This is a genomic window from Sphingobacterium wenxiniae, from assembly GCF_900116225.1.
GTDB classification, from domain to species: domain Bacteria; phylum Bacteroidota; class Bacteroidia; order Sphingobacteriales; family Sphingobacteriaceae; genus Sphingobacterium; species Sphingobacterium wenxiniae.
Genome location: NZ_FOZZ01000015.1, coordinates 1 through 16,192, shown reverse-complemented (window position 1 = coordinate 16,192; position 16,192 = coordinate 1). Strand labels below are relative to the sequence as shown.

Annotated in this window: 20 protein-coding genes and 1 tRNA gene; 5 read left to right on the top strand and 16 right to left on the bottom strand. The window is 38.4% G+C overall.

Annotated features, from left to right (window positions below; translation table 11 throughout):
• Nucleotides 1–45: 45 nt before the first annotated feature.
• Nucleotides 46–600, bottom strand: a complete 555-nt coding sequence (locus BM375_RS15510) for an RNA polymerase sigma-70 factor (protein ID WP_212611700.1) — start codon at nt 598–600, stop codon at nt 46–48.
• A gap of 424 nt (nt 601–1,024) precedes the next feature.
• Here BM375_RS15510 and BM375_RS15505 point away from each other — a divergent pair, with 424 nt between their 5' ends.
• Nucleotides 1,025–1,708, top strand: coding sequence for a DinB family protein (locus BM375_RS15505; RefSeq protein WP_093367393.1), 684 nt, complete (start codon nt 1,025–1,027; stop codon nt 1,706–1,708).
• A gap of 58 nt (nt 1,709–1,766) precedes the next feature.
• Here the strand turns inward: BM375_RS15505 and BM375_RS15500 are convergent, their stop codons facing one another.
• Together BM375_RS15500 and BM375_RS15495 are read right to left on the bottom strand one after the other, a co-directional pair.
• Nucleotides 1,767–2,249 (bottom strand): hypothetical protein, encoded by a 483-nt coding sequence (locus BM375_RS15500; RefSeq protein ID WP_093367391.1) that lies wholly within the window; start codon nt 2,247–2,249, stop codon nt 1,767–1,769.
• Between the two features lie 170 nt (nt 2,250–2,419).
• Nucleotides 2,420–2,501 (bottom strand) — tRNA-Leu (locus BM375_RS15495).
• A 621-nt stretch (nt 2,502–3,122) separates the two neighbouring features.
• Here BM375_RS15495 and BM375_RS15490 point away from each other — a divergent pair.
• Nucleotides 3,123–3,434: a hypothetical protein gene (locus BM375_RS15490; RefSeq protein WP_093367390.1), complete on the top strand. Its 312-nt coding sequence runs from the start codon at nt 3,123–3,125 to the stop codon at nt 3,432–3,434.
• Between the two features lie 9 nt (nt 3,435–3,443).
• Nucleotides 3,444–3,617: a hypothetical protein gene (locus tag BM375_RS17245; protein ID WP_170852687.1), complete on the top strand. Its 174-nt coding sequence runs from the start codon at nt 3,444–3,446 to the stop codon at nt 3,615–3,617.
• Between the two features lie 534 nt (nt 3,618–4,151).
• Here BM375_RS17245 and BM375_RS15485 read toward each other — a convergent pair.
• The 4 genes from BM375_RS15485 to BM375_RS15470 are packed head-to-tail and all read right to left on the bottom strand — an operon-like array spanning nt 4,152 to nt 7,775.
• Complete coding sequence (locus BM375_RS15485) at nt 4,152–5,006, bottom strand: aldo/keto reductase (protein WP_093367388.1); 855 nt, start codon at nt 5,004–5,006, stop codon at nt 4,152–4,154.
• 49 nt (nt 5,007–5,055) lie between these two features.
• A complete protein-coding gene (locus tag BM375_RS15480) occupies nt 5,056–6,183 on the bottom strand; it encodes an aldo/keto reductase (RefSeq protein ID WP_093367386.1) in 1,128 nt (375 codons plus the stop codon).
• Nucleotides 6,184–6,195: 12 nt separating this feature from the next.
• A complete protein-coding gene (locus BM375_RS15475) occupies nt 6,196–7,305 on the bottom strand; it encodes an L-dopachrome tautomerase-related protein (protein WP_093367385.1) in 1,110 nt (369 codons plus the stop codon).
• Nucleotides 7,302–7,775 (bottom strand): PPC domain-containing DNA-binding protein, encoded by a 474-nt coding sequence (locus tag BM375_RS15470; protein WP_212611699.1) that lies wholly within the window; start codon nt 7,773–7,775, stop codon nt 7,302–7,304. Before BM375_RS15470 ends, BM375_RS15475 begins: the two co-directional genes overlap by 4 nt.
• A gap of 179 nt (nt 7,776–7,954) precedes the next feature.
• On the opposite strand from BM375_RS15470, the gene BM375_RS15465 reads away from it, so the two are divergent.
• Nucleotides 7,955–8,797: an AraC family transcriptional regulator gene (locus BM375_RS15465; RefSeq protein ID WP_093367382.1), complete on the top strand. Its 843-nt coding sequence runs from the start codon at nt 7,955–7,957 to the stop codon at nt 8,795–8,797.
• Nucleotides 8,798–9,150: 353 nt separating this feature from the next.
• On the opposite strand, the gene BM375_RS15460 is transcribed toward BM375_RS15465, so the two are convergent.
• Nucleotides 9,151–10,212 (bottom strand): linear amide C-N hydrolase, encoded by a 1,062-nt coding sequence (locus BM375_RS15460; protein WP_093367380.1) that lies wholly within the window; start codon nt 10,210–10,212, stop codon nt 9,151–9,153.
• A gap of 19 nt (nt 10,213–10,231) precedes the next feature.
• On the opposite strand from BM375_RS15460, the gene BM375_RS15455 reads away from it, so the two are divergent.
• Nucleotides 10,232–10,468: a hypothetical protein gene (locus BM375_RS15455; RefSeq protein WP_093367379.1), complete on the top strand. Its 237-nt coding sequence runs from the start codon at nt 10,232–10,234 to the stop codon at nt 10,466–10,468.
• Between the two features lie 142 nt (nt 10,469–10,610).
• Here BM375_RS15455 and BM375_RS15450 read toward each other — a convergent pair whose 3' ends face one another.
• The 8 genes from BM375_RS15450 to BM375_RS15420 form a co-directional block, all read right to left on the bottom strand.
• The gene (locus tag BM375_RS15450; protein WP_093367377.1) at nt 10,611–11,480 is read right to left on the bottom strand and encodes a hypothetical protein; all 870 of its coding nucleotides are present in this window, start codon (nt 11,478–11,480) and stop codon (nt 10,611–10,613) included.
• Between the two features lie 182 nt (nt 11,481–11,662).
• Complete coding sequence (locus tag BM375_RS15445) at nt 11,663–12,112, bottom strand: GyrI-like domain-containing protein (protein ID WP_093367376.1); 450 nt, start codon at nt 12,110–12,112, stop codon at nt 11,663–11,665.
• A gap of 225 nt (nt 12,113–12,337) precedes the next feature.
• Nucleotides 12,338–13,102 carry a type I methionyl aminopeptidase gene (gene map, locus BM375_RS15440; protein ID WP_093367374.1) on the bottom strand — a complete coding sequence of 255 codons (765 nt, stop codon included), beginning with the start codon at nt 13,100–13,102 and terminating at the stop codon, nt 12,338–12,340.
• A gap of 225 nt (nt 13,103–13,327) precedes the next feature.
• On the bottom strand, nt 13,328–13,861 hold the full coding sequence (locus BM375_RS15435; RefSeq protein ID WP_093367373.1) for a dihydrofolate reductase family protein: 534 nt from the start codon (nt 13,859–13,861) through the stop codon (nt 13,328–13,330).
• Nucleotides 13,862–13,933: 72 nt separating this feature from the next.
• The gene (locus BM375_RS17670) at nt 13,934–14,140 is read right to left on the bottom strand and encodes a helix-turn-helix domain-containing protein (protein WP_398358623.1); all 207 of its coding nucleotides are present in this window, start codon (nt 14,138–14,140) and stop codon (nt 13,934–13,936) included.
• Between the two features lie 5 nt (nt 14,141–14,145).
• Complete coding sequence (locus tag BM375_RS15430; RefSeq protein ID WP_212611698.1) at nt 14,146–14,661, bottom strand: DUF6597 domain-containing transcriptional factor; 516 nt, start codon at nt 14,659–14,661, stop codon at nt 14,146–14,148.
• Nucleotides 14,662–15,191: 530 nt separating this feature from the next.
• Nucleotides 15,192–15,821 carry a DUF6414 family protein gene (locus BM375_RS15425; RefSeq protein WP_449618947.1) on the bottom strand — a complete coding sequence of 210 codons (630 nt, stop codon included), beginning with the start codon at nt 15,819–15,821 and terminating at the stop codon, nt 15,192–15,194.
• Entirely contained in the window at nt 15,788–16,075 is a 288-nt protein-coding gene (locus BM375_RS15420; RefSeq protein ID WP_093367370.1) for a DUF6414 family protein, read from the bottom strand. Before BM375_RS15420 ends, BM375_RS15425 begins: the two co-directional genes overlap by 34 nt.
• Nucleotides 16,076–16,192 lie beyond the last annotated feature (117 nt).

Here is a 16,192-nt window from a genome sequence, read left to right as displayed (position 1 = left end):
ATCTATATAGACACAACCAATCCACAAAATCCCCAATAAAATTTTTTATTTTTTCTTTTTTAAGGTATTCCATAGCTTTTGGAGAGCTATCTGTATGTGCCTGTCCACAGTTTTTGTAGAAATTCCCATAATCTCGGCAGCAGCTTTATAGCTCCGGTTTTCGTCCTTCACCAGTTTAAAAGCTTGTTGGGTTTTGGAGGGAAGCTGTTCAATAGCCTCTTCTATCTGTTTTATTCTTTCATCTGAAATCAGTAGCCTTTCCGGAGATAAAACTTCATCCGTACAGGGATAATCAGTAAGTTCTTCATGACCAACATACGAGGCTTGTTTGATGCGTAAATAATTTAGGCTTTTATTTTTCACCGCCCTGCTCAGATAAGACTCGACAGATGCAACATGGACAAGATCGGAACCTAAGTGCCACATTTTCCACATCACCTCCGAAACAATATCTTCCGCGATATGCTTATCTTTCACAAAAAGGATTGCATAATTTTCCAACACCCGAAAATTGGCAATAAAAAATGCCTTAAAGATCTTTTCATCACGGTAAATGGCTATTTTCTTTCTATCTTCTTCAGATAATGGTTTAAAATACATGGTCGGCGATGCTGTTGCGAAATGCAAGATAATAAATAGCGGATAAAAACAAAAATAAATCCGAAAAACAACTATTTTCAGCATATACATGGTATTAATGTCAGAATACCTAGGTTCCTCCATGTCTTGCTACATGACACAAAATCAGGGACAACAACACCTTGTTGGCGTATACAACAGGTTGTATTACTACAATACACAATGTCATGATACATCATTGTATTGTTATCTTACATTCGTTTGATGCCCCAGCTGTTTATGGTGAAGTTTTTCAATTTTCTCGTTCGGAAAATGAACGAAGTAAGCTCGCTATTATTTTCTTGCCATTTGCAAAGTTCTTTACGGAAAAATAAACTTAATATTGTAAAGAGGATGGGGATACACTCCGCAATCATCCTCTAATTGATACATTTAATAAGTTCTTATGAAAACACCACAAAGATTCATAACAAAAGGTACAACAACCTTGGGCGCATCCCTTTTACTTGCATTAGGATTAGGTTTATCAACAACTACAGCGCATACCCCTTACATTGCGATAGAGCAAGTTCCTGTCAGTTCGGATCAAGACACAACAGAACTAAATAAGCTAATCCAATATTACGAGAGGACTGCTGAAAATTTAAAAAGAAATATCGAAGGATTAAGCAAAGCACAACTTCAATTTAGCCCGGGCGAAGGGAAATGGTCAATCAGCCAATGTGTAGATCACATTGTTCTTTCGGAAAAGATGATTTTCGGTATGACCAAACAGGAATTAGATAAGCCCGTTCCTGCAGGAGAGAAAGAGAAAGTCACACAGACCGATGACGAAATCTCACAGATGATAACAAACCGGACACAGAAGTATGAAGCACCGCCTATGCTACAGGGGTCTGGAAAGTACAACACATCGGAACAGGCCTGGGATGATTTTATCAATGGGAGAAAAGTTATGATGGACTATATCCAACAGGCTGACGTAGCGGACTTACGCAACCATGTGATGAAGCTTCCTACCGGAGTCGCTGATGGCTATCAGAACCTTCTGTTCATAGCTGCCCATACTGCCCGCCATATTTTGCAGATCGAAGAAGTCAAAGCACATCCGGATTTTCCGAAGAATTAAAAAACGAGAGAGGCCTAAGCCTCTCCCGTTCATTTAAACATACAATCTAACTATAAAATCACGCATCATTGTTTTCTTTCTCTATCGTGTCTTTCTGACGCTCGAAGCGATCTTTTCGCATTTTGAAATCCCCCCTTCTGTGCATACGCTTATCTTTCTTCACATGGGCAAATTTCTCTTTCAACTGTGTCTGCTGCTCTACAGTAAGGATTTCACCCATCTTCTCTTTATTCTCTTTCATTGCCTCCCGCTGCTCTTTACGAAGTTCGCCCATCTTAGCGCGAGAATCCGCTTGTCGTTTAGCCTCATCCAATTGGATAGCATAAACCTGACTGCGTTGCTCATCTGTAAATTTAAGCTCTTTATCCAAACGCTCCGTTTTGATCTTAGCCAACTCTTCCGGAGATTTATTCGCCATACGGCGCCCCATTTTTTCACGTTTACCCTTATTTCTTGTTACTTCAGGATCTTGATTCTCCTGTGCATAAGATGCCATCCCTAATCCCGATAATAAAACGACAAGCGATAATAACTTTTTCATGATTTTTCCTTTCTTTTTATACTTTTTAAAAACAATGGTTGAATAAACTCTACATCTTAATAGAGTCTACCAGTCCGACATCGTTTAATACGAAAGAAGTTAAAATGTGTTAATCTAAGGATATTAAAAAAAGAAAAGAGGAACAATCTTTTGACTGCTCCTCTTTTTAGTACCCAGCGCCGGAGTCGAACCGGCACATCCGAAGATATTGGTGTTTGAGACCAACGCGTCTACCAATTCCGCCAGCTGGGCATGCTGTATTCCTTGTTTGACGATGCAAATATAGAAGTTGTTTTAGGTTTTCCAAAATATATTTTTGCTATTTTTTCAAACTGTTTGATTTATAAACGATTTAATTTCTATCAAGAGATATTTGGATGTAGATGCGTAGATAAAAAAGAAGCTTAAAAAAGCTCCAATATTCTTTTCAAGCTTTTTTAGCAGGAAAAATTGTCTCAGCCCTGATCCATCCGATGAGAAGTTGGTCTCAGCTAAATCATACGGACACTTTCGTATCCTTGTCTTTTTGCCGAGCTTTATTAAAAATCCTTCTATATTGCGGGAAGCGTTGATTTAGCTGGTGGTGGTAGAAAGACTCTTAACCTCTACATCTTTTAATTAGCTATTTTCAGTGCCATACCGTTTATTCAGGTTGTCAGGTTGAGACTAATTAATGACCTTACAATCGCTCTTGGCTAGCCCCTTGAACCGTACACACAAATGCTAATCTGTCGATATTTCCCTTAAAACTTCCAATATTCTTTTGTAATTTGCTTGTAAGTTGTTCTTTCTAACTTGTTTATGAATTAATCTGATTTTTCACACGACTAACTCATCTTACACGGCAGGTTATATTAAAGGTATACTACATAAATGAAAACAATCGAAACGCCCTTAATGACAGAAGAGAAACGAGCTTTGCGGAAGGCCATTATCAGCCGAGCTATTTTGTTTTTTGTAGCGTTCTTACCGGTGATAATTTTTACCGTTTACATACTGTATCTTGCCTTGATGAGTTTTGTGGAAGGAGATCAGGAGGCCTTTAGCTATATCGTTCCAATATTATTCGTGCTGTGGTATGCTGCTGCCTATAAGTTTATCTTTCCTCAATACCGGAATATTTTTAAATACGGACAGACCAAACAAATTATAGAAACCAAAGTATTGGATATAAGTCTTTTCTAAAACGGAAAGATGATGAGTTATTATATCACGACCGATTACAATATCATCAACACAGCAAGAAATGTTATCTTTTTTTCGATTCCTGTTGCTAAAATTGAAAAGGGAATGACATTGTATTTGCATATTATTCCTGGCGTAGAAAATGAGATTCTAAGGATTTCTGCATCAGAAGAAAATCAATAAGTAATCACAAATATCACATAAAAACTTACTTGAACGTAAAACAGGTCATGATACATAAGCAAACTAATTGCTGATAACCTTATTTCAAGAGCGAGAAACCATAAAGAATTAACAATTAATATATTACGATAAGGAATTAAGTAAATATCTCTCTAATTATTTTGCTCAAGCAAGCTCAGCAAAATCCACAAACAAAAAAAGCCCTCTGCATTGCAGAGGGCTTTGATTTAGTTGGTCGGGGTGGCAGAATTTTCCACCCCCCCCCCCTAAATCGTTGATTTTGTTATTGTTAGCAAGTAGACTATCAAGAGAGGTAACCGAATAGGTCACCTTTTATATCCGCCGTTGTAGGCTTTTGTGTTCTCCCGATAGGGTTGCTGATAACGGTTTGCGGCTTTGCGAGGGCGGGGCTTTTCACCACAAACTTTCTTGCGAAGCACGGATGTACAAATTTAGCAAAAACTTTTTTACGGAGACGTTTCCTCCCGCTCTTGCAAAACCGATGTTGGTGGCTGCCGTTTTTGTCGGGCTATTTTAATTTTTTATGTTAATTCTGTCTGGCCATATATTGGGTAGTTCCCCGCTAAATCCAATTTCGGGAAGTTTGTCTATTTGTTGTATTTCGTCTTTGGATAATTCAAAATCAAAAATGTTGATATTTTCTTCAATTCTTTCAAGCGTAGTTGATTTTGGAATAACAATGGCTTCGTGTTGAATGACCCAACGCAAGCAAACTTGTGAAACGGATTTGTTGTGCTTTTTGGCGATTGCTACCAAAACCTCATTTCCAAAAACTTTCCCTCTTGCCAAAGGCGACCACGATTCAACAGCAATACCATTTTGTTTGCAAAATGCTGTCAGTTCGGGCTGCCAATAACCCGGATGAAATTCAATCTGATTAACTGCCGGAATGATGTTTGCGGTTTGAAAAAGGGCTTCTAAATGTTCCTGCCAAAAATTACTTACTCCAATAGATTTTATTTTTCCTTCAGCTTGTAGTTCTTCCATAGCCCGCCAACTGTCTGCATTTGCTTTTTGCCAATCAGTATAATTTTTTGCATTGGCAGGCCAATGAATCAGGTACAAATCAACATAATTGAGTCCAAGTTTTTTGAGCGATATTTCAAATGCTTTTTTTGCCTGTTCATACCCCAGATTTTCCCGCCACAATTTTGTTGTAACAAAAATTTCTTTTCTGTCAATTCCGCTTTCTTTTATTCCTTTCCCTACATCTTCCTCGTTGCCGTATATAGCGGCTGTATCAATCATTCGGTAACCTGCTGCTAAAGCATTTTTCACTGATTGAACGCCTTCTTGCTCGGTGGATTTGTAGGTTCCGAAACCTACAATTGGAATTTTATTCCCGTCATTTAAAACTATTTCTTTCATTGTTTATTTATTGTTTTGAATTAGCCTTTAACGCACCAACCTGTCAATACTACGCCTTTGGAATTGGTGCATTTGATGCAATCAGTTTTTTATGTTTCAGTTCTTCCCAAAAGGCAACCGGAATTTTTTCATTAAAAGATGCTGCATTCTGCGTTGCCTGCTCTACGGTGTGTGCACCGGGTATCACGGCAGAAACTACATCCGGTGCTGCCGAAAACTGTAAAGCTGCCGTACGCAAATCTACTTGATGGCTCTCGGCAACGCTTTTTAGAGCCGTCAGCTTTTCCTTTACACCATCGGGAAACTGCCCGTCATACAAATACCTATTCTTACCTGCTAAAAAGCCGGCACATAAGGGAGCCCCAACCACAATGGAAATATCTCTTTCTGCCACTTTCGGAAAAACTTTATTCAAATCATCCTCGTGCTTTATCAGCGAATACTGGCAGGCAGAAAGGAATATATCGGGGTCGGCTGCCTCCAATGACTGTAAAATAGGTTCAATCGTGTTAACGCCCAGCCCCCAGGCTTTGATGATGCCTTCCTCCCTCATTTTGGTAAGCTCGGGCATCGCACCTTTTGCTGCCTGTTCAAAGTAGGCTGCGTAACTGTCTTTCATATCGCCATTGTCGGGCGACAGGTCGTGAATAAACACGATGTCCAGAGAGGAAAGCCCTAATCGCTGTAAGCTGTCTTCAACGCTTCGTCTGACACCCGCAGCCGAATAATCATACTTGTAGCCAAAATTCAGCTTGCTTTTCCACAAAGACCTTTTCATCGTGAAATTCTCATTAGGTTCGAGAATGCGACCAACCTTGGTAGATAGCGTAAATTCTTCCCGTGGTTTGTCTTTTAAAAACAATCCCATTCTGCGTTCGCTAATGCCAAGTCCGTACCAGGGCGAAGTATCGAAATAACGCACACCGGCATTCCAGGCAGCCTCAACTGCCATAATACATTCTATATCGGGGTTTTGCTGAAAGCCGTTTCCCAATGCCACACCTCCAAAACCGTTTTTGTTTTTTGGGCGAAATCTTTTATGCTTTCCGGAATTTTCAAAAGGAGTTGTTATATTGTTTGTTTTTAAAAATGCCGATGCGTATACAGGAATAGAAGCACTTGCTGCCAGACCGACAGCGGCCATTGTACTTTGCTGTATAAACTTTCTTCTTTCCATATTTGTTCTTTTCTATTTGTTTATATTAATTTTTACCACCCAATAAGGCGGTTTCCTCAACTCTTTTCCACCATTGAATCCCGGCAAACGGTTCCATTGCCCGAGAGTAGCATAGACGAAACCATTACGATAAGCCAGTCCGTCAGGCCAGACAAAATTTTCTTTATCGTGAGCCAGTAATTTGTAGTTGCCGTCGGCCGACCGCTGAACAATGGACTGTTGCTCAAAAGCTCCAAAATAGACATTACCGTCCTCGTCTTCGGCAAGTCCGTCGCAAGCCGGGTGTTCTCCTTCAAAAACCACAGCATTTTCGACCGTTTTTTCTGTCGTATTAAAATCGCTCAAAACGTCTGTAGAAATGCTATACAATTTGCGACCCGAAATGGTTGTCCAGTATAAGGTTTTTTCATCAGGACTTATGGATATTCCGTCTACACCACCAACGGGAAATGTTGGTTCTTTCAAATCAAAAACAAGCGGAATACCTTCTAAAAACGCAACAAATCCCGGCTCAGGAGAAGTGGAAAAATGATTACGCAACACCTCACGTACCTTACCACTTGCCACGTCTATCACTACAATGGAATAATGTGCCCCAAAGCCCGAATTAACAATATATACCGTGCCTTGTTTGCCGTGCGACAAATCTACCCGCAAATCGTTGTAATGGGCTTCGTCCGCCAAAACAGGCTTAGGAATTATGAGCTTGTGCAACACTTTTTTGGTGTGAATATCAATCGCCACCACTTTTGCGGCACCTTCGGGAATTTCCTTCATTCCGGAACGTTTACCATCATCTAAAACCCACAATATATCGTTTTTATCGATGAATAATCCGTGTGGCGAAACGAGCCATTCGGTATATGGTTTTGTGCTTGGATAGATGAAATCTTTTTCGGGAAACGGCACTAAATTTCCGTCTGTCAATTCCGCCAAAGCAAACTCTGTATGATTATCAGCGTAGCGTGGAAACCCCAAAAACAAACGATTGTCCGAACTTACCGCAATGCCCGAAGGGTCGGGATTAGGCGGTGCAATTTTTGCAATTACTTCATAATGCTGCTGTGCCGATACAAGGTTGCCGGCTACAAGTAAAATGCTGATGATAAAAAACGCTCTCATTCTTTTTCAAAATCATAAAAGTTCAACCCTACTTCTTCATTCTTTGTTTTTACAATCCGGCTATCTACGGGATAAACGAAAAATTCGGCTGCCCCGCGAATTTTCGCATCCAACAGATGTCCTGCCAATGCGGTATAATCATCTCTGCCTAAGGTAATGTGCAAATGCAGTACCGGCTTGTTTTCCACTTCCGAAATGTTGCCCGTGAGGTTTGTAATTTCCAATTGTTCCCTGAATGTTTTATCTACATACTTTTTCGTTTCGGGATTGAAAAAGCGTAGCGTAGCCTCGTTTGCAGCTCCCAATCCCACGATTTGCCCCGCTTTTATTTTTTGAGAAACCACAAAGTCGGTCAAAGCGTCCACAATGCCCGACTTGTCGGCAATACTCACAACATAAGTGTTTTCAACCTTGCGTGCTGTCCAGTTTTTTCCCTGTAAATTTTGTGCGTTCAATTTAAGTGTCATCATAAGACTTAGGATAATTATACAATAAGCTGATTTCATCATTGAATTCTTAATGTTTGAATTATTTAAATTATTACACTTTTTTGAGCAGAAGTTTGATGCAAAGTTCATTAAAGTTTGGCTTTTATAAATAGTACATTTAAAGGCATTTTTTGCATTTTTGTCTTATATAGGATTTTTGTATGAAAAAAGTACAGTTCGAACAGCTTGTGATACACGACTATGAAGAGAAAACATTCCATTTACCTGTTCACAGCCATACGTATTATGAATTGGTGTATATCCGTAAGGGAAAAGGAATTCATCTGTTAAACAGCAGTAGATTGCCTTATAAAAGAGGTGATATTTTCATCATTAGTCCGGAAGACAAGCATTATTTTGAAATTGCCGAAAGTACTCATTTTACTTTTATAAAATTTACGGATGATTATTTTTCGGGGCATAAGATATACTATCAGGCTGATGCGTTCATTTCTTTGACACCCGAAAATATTATGCGGAATAAATTGCTGAAAGAGGTAAAGTTGAAAATGGATGAACCCTGTATTTCTATTTTGAAAAACACCATAGAAAATATCGTAGCTTATAATTGTAGAAAGGACATAGCCCAATCTCCTTTGATGTTTTACCAGATATTATCCATTTTCGGATTGATTAAGGAGGCTGCCGCAAAACTGAACATCCGTATTGACAACGGACAACCTGAAAAAGAAGAACTAATCTCTTACATCCATCAGCACATCTATGAACCTTCACTGATTCAAATTAAAAGCATAGCGGTTCATTTTGCCATTTCGCCAACCTATTTCAGCGATTATTTCAAGAAGAAATTTGGGATAAGCTACCGGGATTACATCAATAGTTACCGCACAAAATTGATAGAAAAACGCTTGTCTGTTCCTTCGCTCACGATGAAAGAAATTGCCAATGAATTTGGTTTCAGTGATGTGAGCCACTTAAACAGGTCGTTCAAAAAAAATAATGGTGTAAACCCAAGTGCGTTTAAAAAATCCGTCAGCAAATAAGTAGGAGGGTGGGCTTAGTTTTCCGTTTTTGTCCGTATGTTGATGTTTGTATAAATGTCGGTTTACGGTTGCCACCAACGGATCAGGCGCTTGGCGCACGTGCTGGAGCATTGCTCCAAGCGCGTGTTAGAGGACAGTCCCGAAGGGCTGTACTCCGGCAAGCGCCTGATCCGTTGAGAGGGAAGCCCGGAGGGATTTCCTCTCAACGGTTTGGGTATTGCCGAAGGCGGGGATTTTTAGCACAAAATTCAATCTAAGAACGAATGTTGAACCTTGTACAAATGTTCAACCGAAGCCGTTCAGCCCCGATTTTGGCAATACCTTGTTAGCTGCTCGTACAGTTAATTTCACTACTAAATTCCTTGAAAAACAAGCGGTTTACTATCGATAAATTTATCCGAAGTTTCGCCTGCATAAACCTGTTGCTTGTCCAAAGAGAGTTTTTTTACTTTTCCTGTTTGTTGGCTGAAGTCCATTTTTTTCAAATCTACCCAAACTGTATTGGGACTAAGTGCATCTTCAAAATAGTAAACCAAATTCTTTTGGTCAGCAACTATTCTCCATCTGGTAGTCGATAAATTAGGGAATCCTTCGGTCGAAATTCCATAAGGAACAGAGCAATTTCTGATTACGCTAAATACACTTGCGATGGCAACCCGGATATTGTCGGTTTGTGGGATTGCCTCAATATAATAAGATGCACGAACAAATCTATCGGCAGCCCTATTGGTGCCGGGAAGAAAGATTTTGCCCGGAATTTCTTTCCAATACTCATTTATGGCCAATTGCTCTTCAAAAACAGGGTCATTGGTCATTACCGTATAGGAAGGGTCGTGATGTATTACCAATTTGCCGTTTATGTATTCCAAGACAGCATTGTCTCCTGTTGGGTCGGACAACGATAGGTGAATGGTGGTATATTTATCCGTTCCGGGTATATAGTCAGTAACCACAACAAATTCTTCTTTTTTGAAGTGTTCGACTGCTTCTTTTACGGTAGCAAAATTATCTAAAGCATATTGTGCCCATAAAGAAACAGCAAGCCCTTTGGTGTTACCATCTTTTTCAAATGATGGGTACTTTGAATTGTTCAACCATAACATATTTGCATTAAGCCCTTTTTCATTCATCCCATCAGAAACAGCAATATCCCAAGAGCTGGTAACTATACTTCCGTATTTAGAAGTCCATTTAACAGTGTTTTGCCCTGTTTTTCCATCTCTTTGCATACCTCTCGGAAATTGCCATAAATTTGCTGGTATCTCCATTGAGAAGTCCATACTTCGAGCAGTAATGATAGTACCGTTCAGACCTTTATATACTATTCTGGTACAGGCTTCTGCTTTGGTTGTAATTGTCAACATTCCTATCGATAGGATAGCTGATAAACTGATTTTTACAAATAATGTTTTCATACTTAATTTTATTTTGATTATGTTAATTATTTTCTGGTCTATTGTCGTTGTATGGCAGCTAACGGATCAGGCGCTTGGCGCACGTGCTGGAGCATTGCTCCAAGCGCGTGTTAGAGGACAGTCCCGAAGGGCTGTACTCCGGCAAGCGCCTGATCCGTTGAGAGGGAAGCCCGGAGGGATTTCCTCTCAACGTTTTAGCAGCTTGGCGAAGGAGCGGAAAATCGAAGCCGAAAGCTTCAATTTCGCACGAACGTAGCCAATGCTGTGAGCCGTTTTGGCTAAATTAAGGAAAAAAAAGCCAATGCTCACAGTATTGGCGGCATAAAATGTACAAACGTTGAACTTAGTACTTACTCCGCTCTTTTGCCAAACTGCTTGTTGTGCGTTCGTTTTTACTCCTATTCCTTTTCTACTTGTTCAATAACTTCTGGCTCGAAATAATTTTCACCAAGACAATGTCCGCATTTACGAAAACCCAATTTGTCAAGTAATGTGTCCGTAAATGTCATATCTGGGTTATGGAGAAGTCTGTAATACTCAACTAAAAAGTTTTTTACTGGCTTTTTAAATTTTTCGTCATAAGCTCTTAAAAACTCCTTTAAGTCAGAATCATTTAATCCTGTGTCATTTTTATAGATGTCTCCGTGTACATATGCAAGAAATGTCATTTTTCCAAAGCGTTTTATTATTTCCTGTTTGTCGGGGTTGTCTGTGTAAAATTTTCCTGCCTGTCTAAGTATCTCATCAATTTCATTTTCTAAATCTTGAACACTATAATTCTTAACTTGTTCGTTCCCAGAGTTTGAATAGTCTATTGACTTTGGATTTATTTCTCTAGTAATAAAAAACCTAGCTTGCATTTTTTCTATGAAAGCCTTAATGTTGCTTTCCAATAGATGTTTATGTTCTGCAAAAAAGGCTCTAAATCTCTTAATCTCATTCTCGCCCTTTTCTCTTACTTCTTCGGGAATTTCAAAGTTTATAAAATTTGATTGTAATCTTGGACAAGTATTGTCTTTATGATAAGCAGGTTGATTTTCTGGATAAACATATCTCAAACTGTCTTTTACTATAATTGGTTTGTAATATTGAGTTGAAAAGTTATCAGGGTCTTTTAAAAACTCCCTAATTCCTTTTAACATTGCTTGTTCCTTCCTATTAAAAAAATAAATGTCCTTTTTGTAAATAGCAGTTTCAATTTCTGAAAGAGTTATTTCACTCAAAGTTTTCATTATCCTTTTTGAATTTGAAATAGTTATATATGCCATAGAGGTTTGGGGTTCGTTTAAAATGACGCACAACGTTTCGGGGCTTGCCGAAGGCGGGGATTTTTAGCACAAAAGTTCAATAGAATTACTAATGTTGAACCTTGCACAAAATGCTCAATCGAAGCACTTCAGCCCCGCTTTTGGCAAACCCTTGTTACCTGCAGGCTTTGTTTTTTTGTTCTCTAGTTATTTATGGAAAGATAAATATCAATTTCAGCGTTATTCCAGTCAAAACTTCTTTCGTCATAAACTTCAAAGTCAAAGCCAAATTTTCGGTTAAGATTAGATTTCCAAACTCTAGTCCAAGTATCAGAAATGCATCCAGTCATTTGTCCTTTTGCAGTTTCTTTATGATATTTTTGTTCAGGAATTATAAGTTCATCTAGGTTTTCAGGTTTCTCGGTATTCTCATCGACTTTGCATCCGATAAAATATGAAAAAAGTCCATTTTCGTCATTCTCATAATCATAATAAACTGCAATTAATGCGTCTGAGGTTTTATTAGGTATTATTTCAGCTATTTTATTTTCTTCAAAATACTGCCAAAGTTCTCCACAATCTATTCCAGATTGACCATTTTCATTTTTCGTTTTTCTATTTAATTTTAGTCCAAAAAGTTTAAACTTTTCCATTAATTTATTTTATTAAAGTTTGATTTTGTTAAATTGTCACGCCTGATCCGTTGAGAGGGAAGCCCGGAGGGATTTCCTCTCAACGGATCGGCAGCTTTGCGTTCGGGCGGGATTTTCAACCGAAAATTCCGTGCGAGCACAAAGCGTAAATTTACGAAAAAATGTCGAACGGAAACGTTCGACCCGCCTGACGCAAAACTGCTTGTTAGCGGTTCGGGCAGTGTGTCAATTCCAAATTCCATTCATTTCTGTGAGTACGATTGGTTTTCCGTCTGTAACAACAATTGTATGTTCGTGTTGTGCCATAAAACCTCCCTTGTTTCCAACCATTGTCCAACCGTCATTAAGTTCTGTTGAATAGGTCGAAGTTGTTGAAATAAATGTTTCAATAGCTACAACTGAATTTTTCTTAAACCGTCTTTGGTCAAATCGGTTTCTATAATTCATTAATTCGTCTGGTTGTTCGTGCAAACTTCTTCCAATACCGTGTCCACCAAGGTTTTTAATAACCTTAAAACCTCTTTTCTTTGCTTCGGTTTCCATTATGTGTCCAATGTCTGAAATGCGAACACCGCCTTTAATGTTATAGATTGCTTTGTATAAAATCTCTTGTGATGCTTCTATGAGTTTTTGATGTTGATTAATGTCTTGTCCAAGCACAAATGAGCCACCATTGTCTGACCAAAAACCGTTAAGTTCGGCTGAAACATCTATATTCACTAAATCGCCTTCTTGTAATATTCTTTTGTCGGACGGAATACCGTGACAAAATTCATTGTTCACGCTAATACAAGTCCAACCCGGAAAACCATAGGTCAAATAAGGTGCTGATTTTGCTCCAAAGTCCGACAAGATTTTTGCTCCAAAGTTGTCTAATTGTTTTGTCGTCATACCGGGTTTTGCGTAGTTTCGCATTTCCTTTAAAGTTAAAGCAACAGCTTCACTCGCTTTTTTCATTCCGATAAGTTCTTCGTCTCTTGATATTGACATATTCGTCTAATTTTTCTGTTCGTTTGTTTTTTGCACGGTCGCTCGTTGCCTGATCCGTTGAGAGGGAAGCCCGGAGGGATTTCCTCTCAACGGTTCTCGGCTTTGCGTAGTGGGGGAATTAGATGCACTAACTTTCAGCCTATCACAAATGTACAAAAAAAGGACTAACGCCCAATTAAGCACGTCAGCCCCCATTACGCAAAACCGATGTTGGCGGTTCGTTGCTTATTTCTTTCGCTTGTAATGCAGTTGTGTTAATCCCGTTTCAAATGTTTTGACTTCGATAAATTCAAGTGGTTGTTCAGGTCTGCCTTCATTAAAAAGTCTTGTTCCATTGCCTAATAAAACTGGTATTACCGAAATAATAAATTCGTCTATCAAGTCGCATTTTAATAGTTCATTTATTACTTGTGCACCACCGTCACAATAAATCTTTTTCCCCTTTCCAGACTTTAGTCGTTTGACTAAATCGGATATGTTTCCCGTGTAAAAAATCGTTCTACCTACTTGCGGTCTTTCAGTTCTAGTAATTACATAAACATCACGTAGTCCATTATCGTAATGTGACGAGCCAATTTCTTTAAGCACATAATCATAGGTTTTTCTACCAATAATTAATGTGTCAACTGTGTCTGTGAATTCTTTATAGCCATAGTCTTCGCCTTCTTTTTCAACGATTTTTAAGAAGCTTAGGTCGTCATTAGGTTTTGCAATGTAACCATCTAAACTCATTGCTATGAAAAGTGATATTTTTCGCATCTGTATTTAATTTTAAAGTTTCGGCAAAGTTACTTTTCGACAACGAGTTGCACTTTGTAAAAATGCGACAAATTAAAACGATGATGGTGGAAGGCCTGTAATTCGTTTGATTTCGTTGGCAAGATGTGAATGGTCATAATAGCCACATTCAAAAGCAATATCTAATAGGCTTCGGTTTTGATTTGATTTTTTGATTAAATTCAATGCATTCCGAAAACGAATAATGTTTGAATATTCTTTTGGTGACAGTCCAATGAACCTTTTGAAATTTCGCTCCAACTGTCTTACTGTTGTAAAATGTCTTCTTGAAAGTTCCTAACTTGTCCGTTTGTTGAATGTATATCATTAATAACGGTTTGTAATTGATTGGTTTTGGTCATTATCCTTTCGGAATAAAATTGGTCAAAATAATTAAATGAATTTTCAATTGTTTTATCAACATTAAATGAATTAGCTTTTTCAAATTCAATGGTGTCGTTGGTCAGCTCGTTTTGTGAAGTATATCTGTAAAAATTCGCAAAAGTTGCAGGTTTTAGACACACACCTATTAGATGCGTATTGTTATCAATAAAGCTATCTTTAAATGAAGTCATTGCCCCCACAACATACGTTTTTCCAAATTCCATTTTAGTCGAGCCGTTGTCAGTCAAACAAACATCTCCTAAATTCATTACAATACCGGCACAGCCATCTGGAAAAACCCGTTCCCATTGTCTTTCAACTTCGTTTCCTTTCAGTTCCCAGTAGAAATGAATATAAGGTTGTAATTCTTTGTGAGGTTCTATTTTTTTGTACATCATTGGTTTCTTAGATGTCGTTCGTTGCAATGACCGCCAACGGATCAGGCGCTTGGCGCACGTGCTGGAGCATTGCTCCAAGCGCGTGTTAGAGGACAGTCCCGAAGGGCTGTACTCCGGCAAGCGCCTGATCCGTTGAGAGGGAAGCCCGGAGGGATTTCCTCTCAACGTCCAGGCGACTTTGCGAAGTGGCCCAGCTCGTATCGAAGATACGTAAGCAGGGGCATTTAGCAAAGTCGCTTGTTGTAAGCTGTCCGCGCAGCGACGGCTTACAGCAAGCGACGTAAGTCGCCCGGACGTTGCTAAGCAAGGAGCGTAGCGGATTGCTTAGCAACGTTTTGGGTATTGCCGAAGGCGGGGAATTTATGGCTGAAAGCTTAAATTCTGCACGAAGGCGAGCCAAAACGAATTTTTATGAGTTAAATTTAAGAATAAAAAACGAATAAAATTCGTTTTTGGCGGTTAACGAAGCACAAACTTTGAAGTTAGAACTTTAGCCCCGCTTTTGGCAATACCTTGTTATCTGTAGTGCTTTATGTAAAGATTGCAATAGGAATTATTTGTATTACTGGAGGATTAATTTCTGTTACTATCTCTTGGTTTTTAATTCCAGATTCTTCCATATTATTAAATGCTGAAAACATTTGATCTAATAATGCACTATTTAATTTGCTTAAACTCGTTTTCCTTAATAGATTAACTGTTTCATCGCTATCTTTTTGCAATACTCTAGTTACTTTTCCAATTACTGAAAATTCTCCATCAGCTATGTCAGATAATGTTATATCTCCCAAATAAGATTTATCAAGTGTCAATACAACTTTGAAATTTTCATTTTCGCTTTTGTAACTTCCTATTAAATCAATACTTCCTTCGTCCTTTAGTTGATTATTCAATGATTCCATTTGATTTAGGACTTTAGTGTTAGAGTTTGATTTCTGTCCTCCTTTTTTAAGGGCAGGAGTTGAATCATCAAACATTACAGCTAATTTCATTAATGATGAGAAACCATCTAAACTGTCAATTAATGGATTTTTTTTAAGAGATAGCTTTACTTCTATAAATTCACCAGTCTTTGAATTTAAATAGTTGTTTTTAATGATATGTTGATTTTGATGTAAATATTCTCTCAATTTTGAGAATAATGAATTTGGAGTGTGTATTTTTTCTTTTGATTTTTCTTCTTGTTGATTTGTTTTATTTTGTTTTGTTTTGTATAATTTCCTCCAAGTCCAAATTTTAAAAATGCAAATACATTATTAACACCTATTTCACCACTGACACCTTTACTTGTGGAAATATCTGAGGTTTGTCCCGTTTTTACAGATTCAATTTGACTAAAACCATCTTCTATAATTGCAAGAAGGTCAAAAACATACTTTTGATTCAGATAAATTGGAAGAGTAAATTTGTCCATAGTTTGTTGATAGCATTACAGATAACGGATCAGGCGCTTGGCGCACGTGCTGGAGCATTGCTCCAAGCGCGTGTTAGAGGACAGTCCCGAAGGGCTGTACTCCGGCAAGCGCCTGAT